This window comes from Pseudomonas sp. B414 (genome assembly GCF_055408445.1).
In genome coordinates this window covers 19,361-35,231 of the sequence record NZ_JBUZTQ010000045.1, presented here as the reverse complement: position 1 = coordinate 35,231, position 15,871 = coordinate 19,361, and the positions used below count along the sequence as shown (strand labels likewise).

12 protein-coding genes and 1 pseudogene are annotated in these 15,871 nt (G+C 59.0%); 9 read left to right on the top strand and 4 right to left on the bottom strand.

Annotated features, from left to right (window positions below):
- Window positions 1–101 precede the first annotated feature (101 nt).
- The 6 genes and pseudogenes from ACZRMH_RS23590 to ACZRMH_RS23565 form a co-directional block, all read left to right on the top strand.
- Window positions 102–503: pseudogene (locus ACZRMH_RS23590) on the top strand (MurR/RpiR family transcriptional regulator); the annotation flags it as partial.
- 103 nt (window positions 504–606) lie between these two features.
- Complete coding sequence (locus ACZRMH_RS23585; RefSeq protein WP_464015516.1) at window positions 607–2,667, top strand: oxidoreductase; 2,061 nt, start codon at window positions 607–609, stop codon at window positions 2,665–2,667.
- A 105-nt stretch (window positions 2,668–2,772) separates the two neighbouring features.
- A complete protein-coding gene (locus ACZRMH_RS23580) occupies window positions 2,773–3,555 on the top strand; it encodes a transporter substrate-binding domain-containing protein (protein WP_464015518.1) in 783 nt (260 codons plus the stop codon).
- A gap of 31 nt (window positions 3,556–3,586) precedes the next feature.
- Entirely contained in the window at window positions 3,587–4,300 is a 714-nt protein-coding gene (locus ACZRMH_RS23575) for an ABC transporter permease (RefSeq protein ID WP_464015515.1), read from the top strand.
- Window positions 4,297–5,007, top strand: a complete 711-nt coding sequence (locus ACZRMH_RS23570; RefSeq protein ID WP_464015514.1) for an ABC transporter permease — start codon at window positions 4,297–4,299, stop codon at window positions 5,005–5,007. The genes ACZRMH_RS23575 and ACZRMH_RS23570 overlap by 4 nt, the downstream gene beginning before the upstream one ends.
- A 9-nt stretch (window positions 5,008–5,016) precedes the next feature.
- On the top strand, window positions 5,017–6,135 hold the full coding sequence (locus ACZRMH_RS23565; RefSeq protein WP_464015513.1) for a succinylglutamate desuccinylase/aspartoacylase family protein: 1,119 nt from the start codon (window positions 5,017–5,019) through the stop codon (window positions 6,133–6,135).
- A 58-nt stretch (window positions 6,136–6,193) separates the two neighbouring features.
- On the opposite strand, the gene ACZRMH_RS23560 is transcribed toward ACZRMH_RS23565, so the two are convergent.
- The 4 genes from ACZRMH_RS23560 to ACZRMH_RS23545 all read right to left on the bottom strand — a co-directional run bounded on the left by ACZRMH_RS23560 (window position 6,194) and on the right by ACZRMH_RS23545 (window position 9,719).
- Window positions 6,194–6,742 carry a tetratricopeptide repeat protein gene (locus ACZRMH_RS23560; protein ID WP_464015512.1) on the bottom strand — a complete coding sequence of 183 codons (549 nt, stop codon included), beginning with the start codon at window positions 6,740–6,742 and terminating at the stop codon, window positions 6,194–6,196.
- A gap of 223 nt (window positions 6,743–6,965) precedes the next feature.
- The gene (hemL, locus tag ACZRMH_RS23555) at window positions 6,966–8,249 is read right to left on the bottom strand and encodes a glutamate-1-semialdehyde 2,1-aminomutase (RefSeq protein ID WP_464015511.1); all 1,284 of its coding nucleotides are present in this window, start codon (window positions 8,247–8,249) and stop codon (window positions 6,966–6,968) included.
- A 31-nt stretch (window positions 8,250–8,280) separates the two neighbouring features.
- Window positions 8,281–8,904 (bottom strand): thiamine phosphate synthase, encoded by a 624-nt coding sequence (thiE, locus tag ACZRMH_RS23550; protein WP_464015510.1) that lies wholly within the window; start codon window positions 8,902–8,904, stop codon window positions 8,281–8,283.
- 17 nt (window positions 8,905–8,921) lie between these two features.
- Window positions 8,922–9,719, bottom strand: coding sequence for a hydroxymethylpyrimidine/phosphomethylpyrimidine kinase (locus ACZRMH_RS23545; RefSeq protein WP_464015509.1), 798 nt, complete (start codon window positions 9,717–9,719; stop codon window positions 8,922–8,924).
- A gap of 286 nt (window positions 9,720–10,005) precedes the next feature.
- Between ACZRMH_RS23545 and ACZRMH_RS23540 the strand changes: the two genes are divergently transcribed.
- The 3 genes from ACZRMH_RS23540 (at window position 10,006) to amn (ending at window position 15,816) form a co-directional block, all read left to right on the top strand.
- Entirely contained in the window at window positions 10,006–12,375 is a 2,370-nt protein-coding gene (locus ACZRMH_RS23540; RefSeq protein ID WP_464015508.1) for a hybrid sensor histidine kinase/response regulator, read from the top strand.
- Window positions 12,376–12,450: 75 nt separating this feature from the next.
- Window positions 12,451–14,100: an acyl-CoA dehydrogenase family protein gene (locus ACZRMH_RS23535; RefSeq protein WP_464015507.1), complete on the top strand. Its 1,650-nt coding sequence runs from the start codon at window positions 12,451–12,453 to the stop codon at window positions 14,098–14,100.
- A gap of 243 nt (window positions 14,101–14,343) precedes the next feature.
- Window positions 14,344–15,816, top strand: coding sequence for an AMP nucleosidase (gene amn / locus ACZRMH_RS23530; protein WP_464015506.1), 1,473 nt, complete (start codon window positions 14,344–14,346; stop codon window positions 15,814–15,816).
- Window positions 15,817–15,871: the final 55 nt, after the last annotated feature.

Sequence of the window (15,871 nt, the reverse complement as noted above, 5' to 3'; positions counted from 1 at the left end):
GAAGTCATGGGAGAGGTGATGCAGGAAGCCTTGGCTATGCGGCATGATGCTCCGGCTTCAATTCAATAACCGTGTTGCACTCAGCTCCTGCAACCGCCGTGCATATGTTGCAGTACTTGCGCGACCGGGTGCATCTGGTGGATGGCGCTTGCGGGCATTTTGGTGAGGTGTTGCTGTCAACGCCACAGGACTCAATGCTCGTGGTCTATGAAGCACGGCGCTACTCCCGGCATGCCTTGTTGCTTTGCAGTGAAGCGCGCAAGCGTTCCATTCCGGTGATATTGATTACCGATAATTTCTGCGGTTGGGCCGATCATCATGCCGATGAAGTGTTTCGGGTTTCTACGGAGTTGGGCCTGGTATGGGACTCAACTTCGACCATGTTGTCATTGACTCACTTGTTAATAAATGAAGTGTCTAAACAATTGGGGCCTGATGTTGAAAACCATCTGGAATCAATTGCCCGATTGCATCAATCATTCGTGGGGTATGTGAAAAGTTGATGTGATTCTGTTACTTGCAAGTGTTCAGGCGCTAAAGGGCAGGCTGGTCCGCGGTTAATCATTTTATTTATTACTTCGCATATTTATATTCGGGAGAAGACCTGTGCGCGATCCTCGATATGACATTCTCTTTGAACCGGTACAGATAGGGCCCGTGCGAACGCGCAACCGCTTCTATCAGGTGCCCCATTGCAATGGCATGGGCCATGCCCATCCTTCGGCCATGGCGCGCATGCGCGGGGTAAAGGCCGAGGGCGGCTGGGGAGTGGTGTGTACCGAAGAGTGCGAGATCAGTCCGCTGAGCGAGTTTTCTCCTTATATAGAAGCGCGCTTGTGGGATGACCGTGACATTCCGGCCCTGGCCCGGATGTGCGAGCAGGTGCATCAGCATGGGTCTCTGGCCGGGGTCGAGCTGGCCTTCAATGGTTATTCAGCGCCTAACCGTTACAGCCGGGAAATCCCCTGGGCGCCCTCCAATACTCCCGTTCGCGGTTATGACCCTGTGCAAGCACGGGCCATGTCGCGCGCCGACATCAAGCAGCTGCGTGATATGCATCGGGCGGCGGCGTTGCGGGCACGGGATGCGGGTTTTGACATTGTATATGTCTACGCTGGCCACGACCTGGGATTGCCGTTTCACTTTCTGACCCAACGCAACAACCGCCGTACCGACGAATATGGCGGCAGCCTGTTTAATCGCGTACGCCTGTTGCGGGAGTTGATTGAGGACACCAAAGAGGCGGTAGGTGATCGCTGCGCCGTTGCCGTGCGCCTGGCTGTCGAGGAGCACGCTGGCAGCGGCGCGATTTCCCGCGACAGCGAAGGTTTCGAGATTTTCTCCATGCTGGCCGACTTGCCGGACCTGTGGGATGTCAACGTTGCCGACTGGGCCAATGACAGCGTGACCGCACGCTTTGCCGCTGAAGGCTATCAGGAGGCGATTTTTACCGGGCTCAAGCCATTAACCCGTAAACCCATGGTCGGCGTGGGCCGATACACCTCTCCAGATACCATGGCTTCGCTGGTGCGGCGCGGTGTGCTGGATCTGATTGGCGCTGCGCGGCCTTCAATTGCCGATCCCTTTTTGCCGCAAAAGATACAAGAAGGGCGGGTTGATGAAATTCGTGAGTGCATCGGTTGCAATATTTGTGTCAGTGGCGACCACACAAGTACCCCTTTGCGTTGTACGCAAAACCCGACCATGGGCGAGGAGTGGCGGCGTGGCTGGCATCCGGAGCGCGTTGCGCCCAAGCGCAATCCGGGCCGGGCGCTGGTGGTCGGTGCGGGGCCAGCAGGCCTTGAGTGCGCCAGGGTACTGGGTGCTCGGGGCGTTGAAGTGATGCTTGCCGAGGCCAGTCGAACCTTGGGCGGGCGTGTCGCAAACGAGTCAAAACTGCCGGGTTTGTCGAGCTGGGGGCGGGTAGTCGATTATCGTGTGGATGCCTTGAACCGCCTTGAAACGGTGGAAATTTATCGTGAGAGCCGCCTTGAGGTGCAAGACGTTTTCGATCTTGGTGTCGAACATGTGTTTGTCGCCACGGGCTCGCACTGGCGCAATGATGGTTTGGGCCGGGCGCTGCGCCAGCCCCTGACGGGCCTTGAGAATATCGAAGTATTTACTCCGGATCAGGTCATGGCCGGTGCAGTGCTGCCATCGCCGGTGCTGCTGTTTGATGACGATCATTACTACATGGGCAATGTGCTGGCCGAGCTGCTGGTCGCACAAGGTATCGAAGTGATTTTTGTCACCCCGGCGCCCGATGTCGCGACCTGGACCCACAACACCCTCGAACAGCACCGGATTCAGCGTCGGTTGCTTGAGCTGAATGTCACCATCCTTGCCTCCCACTCGCTGCTCACCGTCACCCCGGAAGGGGTGATGGCCTGTTGTGTGTACACCGGCCGCCCTCGGCTTGTCGAAGCTGCGGCAATGCTTCTGGTGACCTCCCGGGAGCCAGAGCAGGGGCTGCACGATGCGCTTAATGCCCAGCCCCAGGCGTTGGTCGAGGCCGGTATCCAGACCGTGGCCATGCTGGGCGACTGCCTGGCGCCGGGGACAATTGCTGCAGCCGTTTACTCGGGGCATCGCATGGCACGTGAGTTTGATGTGCCTGTGCCAGAGCGGGCCATGCAGCGCGAAATTCCAGCGCTGTATATGCCGTGAATGGCTGCTTGCAGTACCTGGAGTTCTTGTCGGTCAGTACCGGCAAGGCAGGGAGAGCAGGACCATCTGCTCTCCGGTTTTCCAAAACCGATAAGGAATAAAACCATGAAAACACTTGTTCCGATGTTGTTTGCTCTCGTGCTGTGTCTGTCCAGCGGTTTGGCTTTTGCTAAAGACTACGACGTAATCCGTTTCGGTGTGGATCCCACCTATGCCCCATTTGCCTCCAAGGCGGCTGATGGTGCCTTGGTGGGTTTTGAAATCGATATTGGGAATGCCTTGTGTGCCCATCTCAAGGTCAAGTGCAAATGGGTTGAAAGCGACTTTGACGCAATGATACCGAGCCTGAATTCGGGAAAAATTGATGCAATTCTGGCCTCAATGGCTGTGACCCCGGCCCGGGAGAAGGTTATTGATTTTTCCTCGGAGGTTTTTTCCAGCCCTACTTCTCTGCTGTTTAAAAAAGGCGCTGCGCTGGATGAAAACCTGGACATGGCAAAGGGCAAATCCGTCGGTTATCTACAGGGCAGCATTCAGGAGGTTTACGCCACGCGGGTGTTGACCCGGGCGGGTTTAAAGGCGGTGGCGTATCCGGATCAGGATCAGGTCTATGCCGATCTGATCTCAGGCCGACTGATAGCCTCGATTCAGGACTCTTTGCAAGCCCGTATGGGCTTTATGCGCACGGCCCAGGGTGCCGAATTTGAAATGGGCAAGCCGATTGAGAGCGACCTGCTGCCGTCAAAAAGTGCCATCGGTATTGCCAAAGGCAACGAGGCCCTCAAGGCTCTTATTGATCAGGGGCTGGCTGCTTTGCATGCCGATGGCACCTACGAGCGGCTGCAAACAAAATACTTCGGTGACATCAATCTGTTCAGCGGCAAGTAGCAGCTGAGGCTGGTTGCAGGAGGCCTGGGTCATGCAGCAGAGCGCATTTGCCTTTATGGGGTTCAACGGCTTCGGGCCCTTGCTGCTGTATGGCACCTGGCTGACCCTTAAGCTGGCACTTTTTTCCTTGTGCCTGAGCTTGATCCTGGGAGTCGTTGGCGCCCAGGCCAAGTTATCCACAGTCCGTATTTTGCGCATCTGTGCACAAATTTACACAACACTGATTCGCGGGGTACCTGATCTGGTGCTGATGCTGCTGATCTTTTACGGCTTGCAGAGCGCGGTCAGCCAGGTGACCACCCGCATGGGCTGGGCCTATATGGATATAGATGCTTTCAGCGCCGGGGTTATCACCTTGGGTTTTATCTACGGCGCCTATTTTACCGAGACTTTTCGTGGTGCCTTGCTGGCCATCCCCCCGGGTCAAATAGAGGCGGGTCGAGCATTTGGCATGACCCCCGCCCAGTGTTTTTGCCAAGTGATTTTTCCGCAGATGATGCACTTTGCATTGCCGGGGCTTGGCAACAACTGGCTGGTATTGCTCAAGGCAACCGCGCTGGTTTCGATCATCGGCCTGGCGGACCTGGTGAAAGTGGCCAATGACGCGGGTAAAAGCAGCTACCAGCTGTTCTATTTCCTGTTGCTGGCGGCGCTGATCTATTTGCTGATTGCCATGGCCTCCAATGTGATTCTGTACCTGCTTGAGCGTCGTTTCGGGCGGGGCGTCAGGGGCCCGCAAACATGATTGAACTACTGCAAGACTATTGGCGGCCCTTTCTTTACAGCGATGGCCAGCAGATCAGTGGCCTGGCCATGACTTTATGGCTGGCCAGCGCCGCGCTTGCCCTGGGCTTTGTGTTTTCGGTTCCGCTCTCGATTGCCAAAGTGTCGTCCCGGCTCTGGTTACGCTGGCCAGTGCAGTGTTACGTCTACGTGTTTCGTGGGACGCCGCTCTATATCCAGCTATTGATCTGTTACTCCGGCATCTACAGCCTTGCCGCGATCCGTGAGCAACCGTTTCTCGACAGCTTTTTCCGGGATGCCCTGAACTGCACGCTGCTGGCCTTTACGCTCAACACGTGTGCCTACACCACTGAAATCTTCGCGGGTGCGATTCGCAGCCTGGCCCCTGGGGAGGTTGAGGCGGCCCGGGCTTACGGGTTCCGGGGCTGGAAGCTCTACGCCCGGGTCATCCTGCCTCAGGCCCTGCGCCGTTCGCTGCCGGCCTACAGCAATGAAGTGATCTTGCTGCTGCACTCCACCACGCTTGCGTTCACCGCCACGGTGCCTGACATTTTGAAAGTCGCCCGGGATGCCAACGCCGCCACCTTTCTCACCTTTCAGGCCTTTGGTATTGCGGCGCTGTTGTATCTGGCTGTGACCTTTGTGCTGGTCGGCCTGTTTCGCGTGGCGGAGCACCACTGGCTGGCTTTTCTCAGGCCACGTCACTAGGAAACGCAAATGCACCGACAACATCATGACCTGGTGGCCGCTGTACCCGGCACGGCCAGGCAGATTCACAGTTTTCATTACGGTCCGGATCAGGCTTTCGGGAAAATCTATATTCAAGCGTCCCTGCATGCCGATGAGCTGCCCGGGATGCTTGTGCTCTGGCATCTCAAGCAGCGTTTGCTGGCGCTGGAGGCGGCCAGGCGGCTGCGTAAGCAGATTGTGCTGGTGCCGGTGGCCAACCCGATCGGCCTTGAACAGGTGCAGATGGATGTACCGCAAGGGCGGTTTGATAGCGAAAGCCGGGAAAACTTTAACCGCCATTTTGTGGACCTCAGTACTGAGGTGGGCGATAGCGTTGAGCCCCTGTTGACTGACAATGTTGCCCATAACACCCATTTGATCCGCCAGGCCCTTGTACGGAGCCTGGCAGGCAGGCAGGCGCGAACTCAGCTGCAATCGATGCGTCTGGTTCTGCAACGGCTGGCTTGTGATGCCGATATCGTACTGGATTTGCATTGTGATTTTGAGGCCGTCCAGCACCTGTATGCATCCCCGGATTTCTGGACGGAGGTCGAACCCCTGGCCCGTTATCTGGGGGCAAGAGCCTGCTTTTTGGCCCGCGAAGCAGGCGGGCAATCTTTCGACGAGCGCATTACCCTGTTTTGGCTGCAAATACAGTCGCGTTTCGCTTCGCGTTTTCCGGTAACGGTGCCCAGTTTCGCCGTGACCCTTGAGTTGCGCGGGGTGGGGGATGTCAGTCATGAGTTTGCCAGGGCAGATAGCCAGGCCTTGATCGATTACCTGACCTATGTCGGGGCCATCGAGGGGCAGGTCGCCCCGTTGCCGCCGTTGCTTAACCCGCCCACGCCACTGGCTGGCGTAGAGCCAGTGTGTGCGCCGCACGCTGGACTGGTGGTGTTTTGTGCTGAAGTGGGAGATTACCTGCAGGCAGGCCAAACGGTAGGCGAAATTATTGACCCCATCACTGACCTGCGTACGCCCGTGATTTGTGCTCGTGAAGGCTTGCTCTATGTCTGCTCATTGCGGCGCATGGCCACGGCGGGCATGGCTATTGCTCATATCGCGGGGCCGCAGGCGTATCGCAGCGGTGAACTGCTGTCCCCTTGATAAGGATCGGGCGGTCTTGCAGAGTGAACAGGGGGAAGTGCGACGTCAGGTCAGCAGTTCAAGGCAACGGCGCAAACGGCGAGCGGGCGTCAGTGGACTGCAGCTCTTGCAGGTACTGGCGGAAAATCTGCCCGAGGATCTGGGTGGCGGTTTCGAGCTGGTCACGGGGCATTTGCTCGGCCACCAGGTCGGCGGTGTCCAGTGCGTCTTCAGCGCCGTTGACTGCGGCCATTTTCAGCACGATATACGCCTGAATGTTATTGGCTGGCACGCCTTCGCCCTTGAAGAACATGGTGCCGAGCTGAAACTGGGCCATGGCGTGGCCTTGCAGCGATGCCTGCTCGAAGTAGCTCAGTGCCTTGTTGAGGTCTTGCGGGGTGTTTTTACCGTCGTAATAGAACTCGCCCAACTCGTATTCGGCTTCTGCATCCCCGGCTTTTGCCGCTGCTTCACACGCCGCCAGTGCCTCTGCGAGGTCTTCAGGCTGAGTATTGAGGGTGCAGCGACCCATCGCTGGGATCAACAACGAGTTACCGCCTGCCTGGGCAAGCAGCGGTTGTAGGAGCAACAGGCAGCCCAGTGCAAGGGCGCGGCCGGTGCGGTTCATGGTAATCGACGTACCTCTGAATGACGGGTTGACCCGACCAAGGGATGTATAGGCGCGCATTATGAAATAAGCAGAGGCAACCTTACAAAGTCTTTACTCGTTTTTCTGCTGCGTAACCGCGATATCCATTGATTTAAGACGATTTTGGACGGGCGGGGTAAAAGATCAGCCCATTACAGGCATAAAAAAACGGCAAGGGTGTAAACCCTTGCCGTTTTTTGCATCACTTCAGTGCGGCAAATGCGCGTTCTGCTGCGTCCAGGGTCAGTTGCAGCTCGGTTTCGCCGTGGGCGATCGAGGTGAAACCTGCTTCAAAAGCGCTTGGCGCCAGGTACACGCCACCTTCAAGCATCAGGTGGAAGAAGCGCTTGAACAGGTCGGCATCGCTGGCCATCACGTCGTCGAAGGTGACGATGTCATCGGCGCCGCTGAAGTACAGACCGAACATGCCACCGGCCTGGGTGGTCACAAACGGAATACCTGCCGCGTCGGCGCGCTGCTGCAGACCATCGAGCAGGCGTGTGGTGTAGTCGCTCAGCTCGGCGTGGAAGCCAGGGCGGCTGATCAGGCGCAGGGTGGTCAGACCTGCGGCCATTGCCAGCGGGTTACCGGACAGGGTGCCCGCCTGGTAAACCGGGCCCAGTGGTGCGATGTGCTGCATGATTTCGCGTTTGCCGCCAAAGCAGCCCACCGGCATGCCGCCGCCGATGATCTTGCCGAAGGTGCTCAGGTCCGGGGTCACGCCGTAATGGGCTTGTGCGCCGCCAAGGGCAACCCGGAAACCGGTCATCACTTCGTCAAAAATCAGCACCACGCCGTGCTTGTCGCACAGGCTGCGCAGGCCTTCAAGGAAGCCCGGGGCAGGTGGCACGCAGTTCATATTGCCGGCCACCGGCTCGACGATGATGCAGGCCACGCTGTCGCCGACTTCGCCCAGCAGTTTTGCAACGGCGTCGATATCGTTGAACGCGCTGGTCAGGGTGTGTTTGGCGAAATTCGCCGGAACCCCGGCCGAACTTGGTACGCCCTGGGTCAGCAGGCCCGAACCGGCCTTGACCAGCAGGCTGTCGGAGTGGCCGTGGTAGCAGCCTTCAAACTTGAGGATATTGTCGCGACCGGTGAAACCACGGGCCAGGCGGATGGCACTCATGGTGGCTTCAGTGCCGGAGCTGACCATGCGCACCATTTCCATCGACGGTACGATGGAGCACACCAGATCGGCCATCTCGGTTTCCATGGCAGTTGGGGCGCCGTACGACAGACCGTGCTCCAGTTGCCCACGCACTGCATCCAGTACTTGCGGGTGGCTGTGGCCCAGGATCATCGGCCCCCACGAGCCGACGTAATCCACGTAGCGCTTGTTGTCTTCGTCAGTGACGTAGGCGCCTTCGGCGTGCTTGAAGAACAGTGGAGTGCCGCCCACGCTTTTGAAGGCACGTACTGGCGAGTTGACGCCACCGGGGATGTGTTTTTGGGCGTTGGCAAACAGGGTTTCGGAACGAGACATGGTGGGCTCTCTCAGAATCAGGATTCGGTATTTAAAGTGACAGCAAGGTGTTGAATGCCTTGGCGCGCTGGGTGACTTCCCGGGTGCTCTCGGCACCAAACAGGCCATGCACCACTGCCAGCAGATCGGCGCCGTGGGCAACCAGCGGTGCTGCGTTATCCAGGGTAATGCCGCCAATCACGCAGATCGGCAGGCTGAGGCGGGCGCGGGCCTGGTCCAGCACGTCCAGGGTTGCGGTGGGCGCCCCGGGTTTGGTGCTGGAATTGAAAAAACGGCCAAAGGCGACATAACTCGCCCCTTCTTTCGCGGCTTGCTCGGCCAACTCGATCTGGCTGTGGCAGGTCGAACCAATAATGGCCTTGGGCCCCAGCAGCGCACGGGCCGGAGTCAGTGGCCCGTCGGTTTGCCCCAGGTGTACGCCGACACCCAGGCGCGCAGCCAGTTCGGCATCGTCGTTGATGATCAAGTGCGCCTTGTAGCGCTCGCACAAGCCGCGCAAGGCCTCGGCTTCGCGCAGGCGGCGGGCGTCGTCATTGCTTTTGTCGCGGTATTGCAACAGTGTCAGGCCGCCGTCGAGGGCTGCTTCAACATAAGGCAGCAGTTTGCCAGCCAGCAGTTGGCTGTCGGTGATTGCATACAGGCCGCGCAGGGTCATGGGTGGTGCCTCATTCGTTACGAGCAGAAGTCCAGCGGCAAACGGCGTGGTACAAATTGCCCTTGCCCAAGTTGCTCGGCATCGCGCAGGGTACGCCACGTGTAGTCGAGCGCGGTTTTCACGGCGCTGACCAGTTCTTCGCCGATGGCCAAGCGCCCGGCCAAGGTACTGGCCAACGTGCAACCCGAACCGTGATAGCTGCCGGGTAAACGATGGCAGGTAAAGGTGTGGCGGCTGCCGTCGCGGCAGTACAGGCGGTTATGGACTTCGTGTTCATCACCGTGACCGCCGGTGATCAGCAGGTGCTGGCAAAAGGGCAGGAGCTTTTCTGCGCACTCATCGGCGCTGCCCTCGGGCAGTTCAGCCAGGATGCGGGCTTCGGGCAGGTTGGGGGTGGCAATGGTGGCCAGGGGCAGCAGGCGTTCGCGCATGGCGTATCCCACTTCGTCCTTGCCCAGCCGTCCGCCGCCGCCTGCACGCAGCACGGGGTCACAGACCATCGGCAGATGCGGGTTGGCCTGCAGCAGCTCGACCACGGTGTCGACCATCTCCAGTGAACCGAGCATGCCTAGCTTGACCGCCGCAACGGTGGAGTCGCTGAGCACGGCATCGGCTTGCGCCAGCACCCACTCACGGTCCAGCACGCGGAAATCACGGACATTGACAGTGTTCTGCACAGTCAGGGCGGTCACCACCGGGGCGGCGTGACAACCTTGAGCCAGCAGGGCTTCGATATCTGCCTGCAAGCCGGCACCACCACTGGGGTCATGGCCGGAGAGACAGAGGACAACGGGGCGAGAACTGTAGATATTCATGGTGCGCGAGCTTACCACCAAACGGTTTTTGGCGGCGCTTGGTCGGTGCTCGGTTGTATGTTGCTTGTAAGCTATTGATTGTCCCTATGTTTTTAATCTGTCCTATACGCTTTGATCGCTGTAATGCCCGTTCTAGAGCCTTTCTTTAGATTTGTTGCGTGGTGTGTATGTGCCATTAATGGCTATGTTAGAGTGCCTGCAAATTAATAACCGGTCATTCGGTCGACGTGATCTCAAAGGGAAGATGAGATTACCCACGTCACCGAGTGAGTTACGTTGGGGCTGTATGCGCTATTTGCTGATGATGATGTTGGGCTGGCTACCGATGCTGGCCAGCGCAGTCGCTTTTGACGAAACCACACAAAGCCTGCCCTTGGGCCGCGTGATGCAAGTGTTCGAAGACGTGGGCGGGGAGGCGACGCTGGCCGATGTCAGCGCGCAGGACGATCTGTTCAAGCCTCACACCAAAGACACGCTGAACGCGGGCTACTCGCACTCGGCCTTCTGGGTCAAAGTAGACCTGCGCTATCAGCCGCAAGATCCACGGGTGCATCGCACCTGGCTGCTGGAGCTGGCCTACCCGCCGCTTGATTCCATCGAACTGTACCTGGCCGATGCCGCAGGCAAGTACCAGTTGGTCGAGCGTACCGGCGATTCGCTGCCCTTCGACAGTCGCCAGATCAAAGAAAACAACTACCTGTTTGAAATCAACTTCAGCCCCGGGCAAAGCCAGACCGTGTATTTGCGCCTGGCCAGCCAGGGCTCTGTGCAGGCGCCGCTGACACTCTGGTCTGCGCAGGCTTACCTCGAAGAACAACCCGTACGGATCTACATACTGGGCCTGATCTATGGTGTGTTGCTGGGGATGCTGGTTTACAACCTGTTTATCTACCTCAGCGTGCGCGACACCAGTTACCTCTACTACATCTTCTATATCGCTTCGTTTGGTTTGTACCAACTGTCGGTCAATGGCGCGGCAGTGCAGTACTTCTGGCCGAACAACCCGTGGTGGGCCAATGCCTCCACGCCGTTCCTGATTGGCGCATCGGCGCTCTTCGGTTGCCAGTTTGCCCGCTCATTTTTGCACACCGCTTCCCACAGCCGCTGGCTGGACCGGGCCTTGATATTCCTGATGGCGGTAGGTGTGCTGGTGATGGTGCTCGCGCTGACCACCAGTTATGCCGTGTCGTTACGTCTGGCCACGGGGCTGGCGCTGGCGTTTATTGTCACTATCTTTACCGCCGGAGTGGTGGCCTGGGTCCGTGGCTTGCGGGTGGCGCGCTACTTTGTGATCGCCTGGTCGGCCTTTTTACTTGGCGGGCTAGTTAATACGCTGATGGTGCTGGGCTATCTGCCAAATGTATTCCTGACCATGTACGCCAGCCAGATCGGCTCGGCGATCGAGGTGGGGCTGCTGTCGCTGGCGCTTGCCGACCGGATCAATGCCATGCGTGACCTGCAGGCGCGCACGCTGCAAGAGTCCGGGCAGAAACTGGCCGCGATGAACCAGCAACTGGCCCGTACCAACCAGCTTAAAGACGAATTTCTGGCCACGGTTACCCACGAACTGCGCACCCCCATGAATGGTGTGATCGGCTCTCTGGAGCTGATCAAGACCCTGGACATGAGCCCCGAACTTGAGCAGTACACCCAGACCGCGCAAGGTTCGGCGCGGGAAATGATGCATATGGTCAATGGTATTCTGACCCTGACGGAGCTGCAGGCAGGGCGGCTGTCGGCGCGTCCACGGCCATTCAGCTTGAATGAGCTATTGCAGGGGCTGAGTGAGCAGTTCGGGCCTGCAGCACGCAACAAGGGCCTGGAATTCTCCTATGAAGTGGCCCGTAACCTGCCTGATCATTGGGGGGGCGATGCCGAGAAAATCCGTCAATGCCTGGAATGCTTGCTGGATAACGCCATCAAGTTCACCCGTAAGGGCGCCGTGCTGGTGCGTGTTACCGGCAAGGCAGGGGAGGCGGGGCGCTGGGCACTGGCATTCAATGTCATCGACACAGGCATCGGTTTTGTTCATCAGGAACAGGCCGAGCTGTATCAGCACTTCTTCCAGGTTGACGGTTCCATGACCCGCGAATATGGCGGCCTGGGTATCGGCCTGGCAATTTGCCGACGCCTGGTGGAACTGCTCGGCGGACGCCTGACCCATCATTCGTTGCCGGGCCAGGGCTCACAGTTTCAATTGTTGCTGGAGCTGGAGTTGTCGGAGCAACCCCTGGCACACAGCCCGGCATTGGTCCGGGCGCCGGGTGAGTGTGTTGTCCTGCTGGTGGAAGATCCGGCCAACCCCGCCATGGTGCGTGCCATGTTGCTCAAGCTGGGTTACCGCGTGCTTGGCGTCGACAGCGGGCAGGCAGCCATAGACGCCCTGCGCCGCGAGCGGGTGGATGCGGTGTTGCTGGCCTGCCCGCTGGCGCTGGTGTCGGGCACATCCATGGGCAGCCAGTTGCTGACTTTGGCTGCATGCGCGCAATTGCCCGTGCTGGCGCTGTTCGAATCTGAGGCCGAGGCCCTTAAGGCCCGTGAACAGGTCGATGGCATCACCGACTACCTGCTTAAACCGCTGCGTTTTGAAGACCTGCAACAGAGCTTGGCCCAGCGGTTATTGATTAAAGAAGGTGGTAAAAACGCCGAATTTTAGGCGTTTATGACACTTGTTCAGGCTCGCATGCGTGCTTCACTGGGTCCATAGGCATGATCCCCAGGAGCCCGCGCAATGAACCTGCATCAGTACGCTGAAACCCACAAAGTCACCAATCAGCCGCCGTCTCTGGACGGCGTGAACCTGTATCGCATCGACCTGCCGCTGCAGCACTGGAGCCAGCACTTCGGCGCGGGCTGGGCGCAGGGTCGGATTGACGAGTACGGTGCGCTGGCGGGTGGCCCGTTGATGGCGGCGGGCTTTTTGGCCAATGAAAACAAACCGCAGTTTGTCAGCCATGACCGTTATGGTCATCGGATCGATCTGGTGGAGTTTCACCCGGCTTACCATGAGCTGATGCGCACGGCGATTGAACACGGTCTGCCGTCCTTGCCCTGGACCGACCCGCAACCCGGTGCCCATGTGGCCCGTGCCGCCATGACCTACCTGCACAGCCAGGCCGAAGCGGGCAGCGGCTGCCCCTTGACCATGACCTTCGCCAGTGTGCCGGCCCTGCGCCTGCAACCACAGATTGCCGACATCTGGCTGCCCAAGGTACTGGCCACGCAATACGACCCGCGCAATGTCGATATCAGCCAGAAAGCCGGGGTTACCCTGGGCATGGCCATGACCGAAAAGCAGGGCGGCACCGACGTGCGGGCCAATACTACGCGAGCTTATCCCGTGGGCGGTGCAGGGCCGGGGCAGGCTTATGAGTTGCTGGGTCACAAATGGTTTTGCTCGGCGCCGATGTGCGATGGCTTTTTGACCCTGGCGCAAACCGACAAGGGCCTGAGCTGCTTTTTGCTGCCGCGCCATCGCCCCGACGGCAGTCGCAACGAGTTCTATATCCAGCGCTTGAAAAACAAACTGGGCAACAGCTCCAACGCCTCCAGCGAAGTTGAATTCCGTGGGGCATTGGCCTGGATGATCGGCGAAGAAGGTCGCGGTGTGCCGACGATTATTGAAATGGTTGCCATGACCCGCTTCGATTGCATGGTCGGCTCCAGCGCCTTGATGCGTCAGGCGCTGACCCAGGCCAGCCATCATTGTGCTCATCGCCTTGTAGGAGGGCGGGTGCTGGCCGATCAGCCGTTGATGCAAAATGTACTGGCCGACCTGGCCCTGGAAAGCGAAGCCGCGTTGGCGTTGAGCTTGCGTATGGGCCGGGCGCTGGATCATCTGAATGACCCGCAGGAAGTATTGTTTTCACGGCTGGTGACGGCGGTGGGCAAGTACTGGATCTGTAAACGGGCCCCGGCCATGATCAACGAAGCCGCCGAGTGCATGGGCGGTGCGGGGTATGTCGAAGACAGCATTTTGCCGCGTCTGTATCGCGAGGCTCCGGTGAATTCGACGTGGGAAGGTTCCGGCAATGTGCAATGCCTGGATGTGCTGCGTGCCTTGTCAAAGGAACCGGGCGTGCTCGATGCCTTGTTTGCCGAACTGGGCGACGGGCACGGCGACAAGCGCCTGGGACAGCATATAGCGCAGCTTAAAAGCGCATTCAAGGACACTGACGATATCCAGTACCGTGCGCGCCAACTGACTGAAGACATCGCCTTGGGCCTGCAGGCAAAACTGCTGCTGGAGGCGGGCAACAGTGATGTAAGCGACGCATTTATTGCCAGCCGCCTGCAAGGCAGCGGGCGGGTCTACGGCACATTGCCACGGGGGGTGAATGTGGCGGCGATTGTTGCTCGTTCCACCCCTGCGATAGCCTGAGAGTTTGCCCTATGTGGGCACCACACCCCCTGTGGGAGCGGGCTTGCTCGCGATAAAGACGCCGCAGTTTGTCGGGTGTACCGCGTCGATCCGATCGCGAGCAAGCCCGCTCCCACAGGGCCGCCCCGCATGAGTTCCTCCCAAGAGGTCTTCTCGCAGGAAATCCGTGGCACGACTGCATTTTGTAGCTGTCTTTACCCATTGATGCAGGCAAGATAAAGGCCTGCCCGTTCAGAAGACAGGATGCTTATCGTGACCGAAGCTTTTATTGTCGTTTCCACCGCTGAAGAGGCCGTCGACCGGCTTGCTGCCTTGCACGAGCGCGCAACCACGGCCTTGAGTCAGGCACTTAAACGTTATCTCAAGGACCGTGCCGAACCCTCTGCACAAGAACGCGCACTGTTTCGCTACCCCGAGCTGCGTTTGACCTACCGCAGCAATGGCGAGGTGCCTACCACCACTCGCGCTTATGCCAAGGTCCAGTTGCCGGGCACCTACAGCGTCACCGTCACTCATCCCGCCTCTTTCCGTAACTACCTGCTGGAGCAGTTGGTGCCGTTGATGCGCGATTTCACCGTAGAGGTGGAAGTGGGTGTCAGCGAGCAAAATATCCCTTACCCCTATGTGGTCGAACAGGGCGATGAACTGGCCGGTTCCGGTGTGACCGCCGCCGCCCTAGCGCGGGTGTTCCCGAGTACCGACCTGTCCGCCGCCACCGATGGCATTGCCGATGGCCTGTATGATTGGGAAAATACCGATCCATTGCCGCTGGCGCTGTTTGACGCCGCAAGGGTCGACTTTTCGCTGCGCCGACTGGTGCATTACACCGGTAGCGACTGGCGTCATGTGCAGCCGTGGATCCTGCTGACCAACTACCATCGCTATGTTGACCAATTCATCCTCCATGGCCTTGAGCAGTTGCGCGACAACCCGCGCTTTGTGCGCATGGTGATGCCGGGTAACGTGATCATCGAAAAATCCATGGACTATGGTGAAGCCCAGGCCATTGCGGCGGGCGTGGTATGGCACCGCTACCAGATGCCGGCCTATCACCTGCAGGCCAATGATGGCCACGGTGTGACCCTGGTGAATATAGGTGTTGGCCCGTCCAACGCAAAAAACATCACCGATCATCTGGCGGTGCTGCGTCCGCATTGCTGGCTGATGATTGGTCACTGCGGTGGCCTGCGCCAGTCGCAAACCATCGGCGACTATGTGCTGGCCCACGCCTATATGCGTCGCGACGGGATTCTTGACCGGGTTGTACCGCCGAATATCCCGATTCCAGCCCTGGCCGAAGTGCAATTGGCCTTGCAGGAAGCGGCCGCGCAGGTCACTGGCGAACGGGGCGATGAACTGAAAAAACGCCTGCGTACCGGTACCGTGCTGACCTATGACGACCGCAACTGGGAGCTGCGCTGGGCTCAGGAGCGCCCGCTGATCAACCTGTCCCGCGCCGTGGCCGTGGATATGGAAAGCGGCACCATCGCTGCCCAGGGATATCGCTTGCGCGTCCCCTACGGCACCTTGCTGTGTGTGTCGGATAAACCGCTGCACAGTGAAATCAAACTGCCGGGTTCGGCCAACGCCTTCTATGAGCGGGCCGTGAGCCAGCATCTGAAGATCGGCATTGCCGCCGTCGACCTGATGCGCAGCCAGCTCAACTCACTGCATTCGCGCAAACTGCGCAGCTTCGACGAACCGCCGTTCCGTTGATCGGTGATGGTCATTTGGCGATCCGGGGGCTAGCATTGCCAGCCCTGATCGCCAG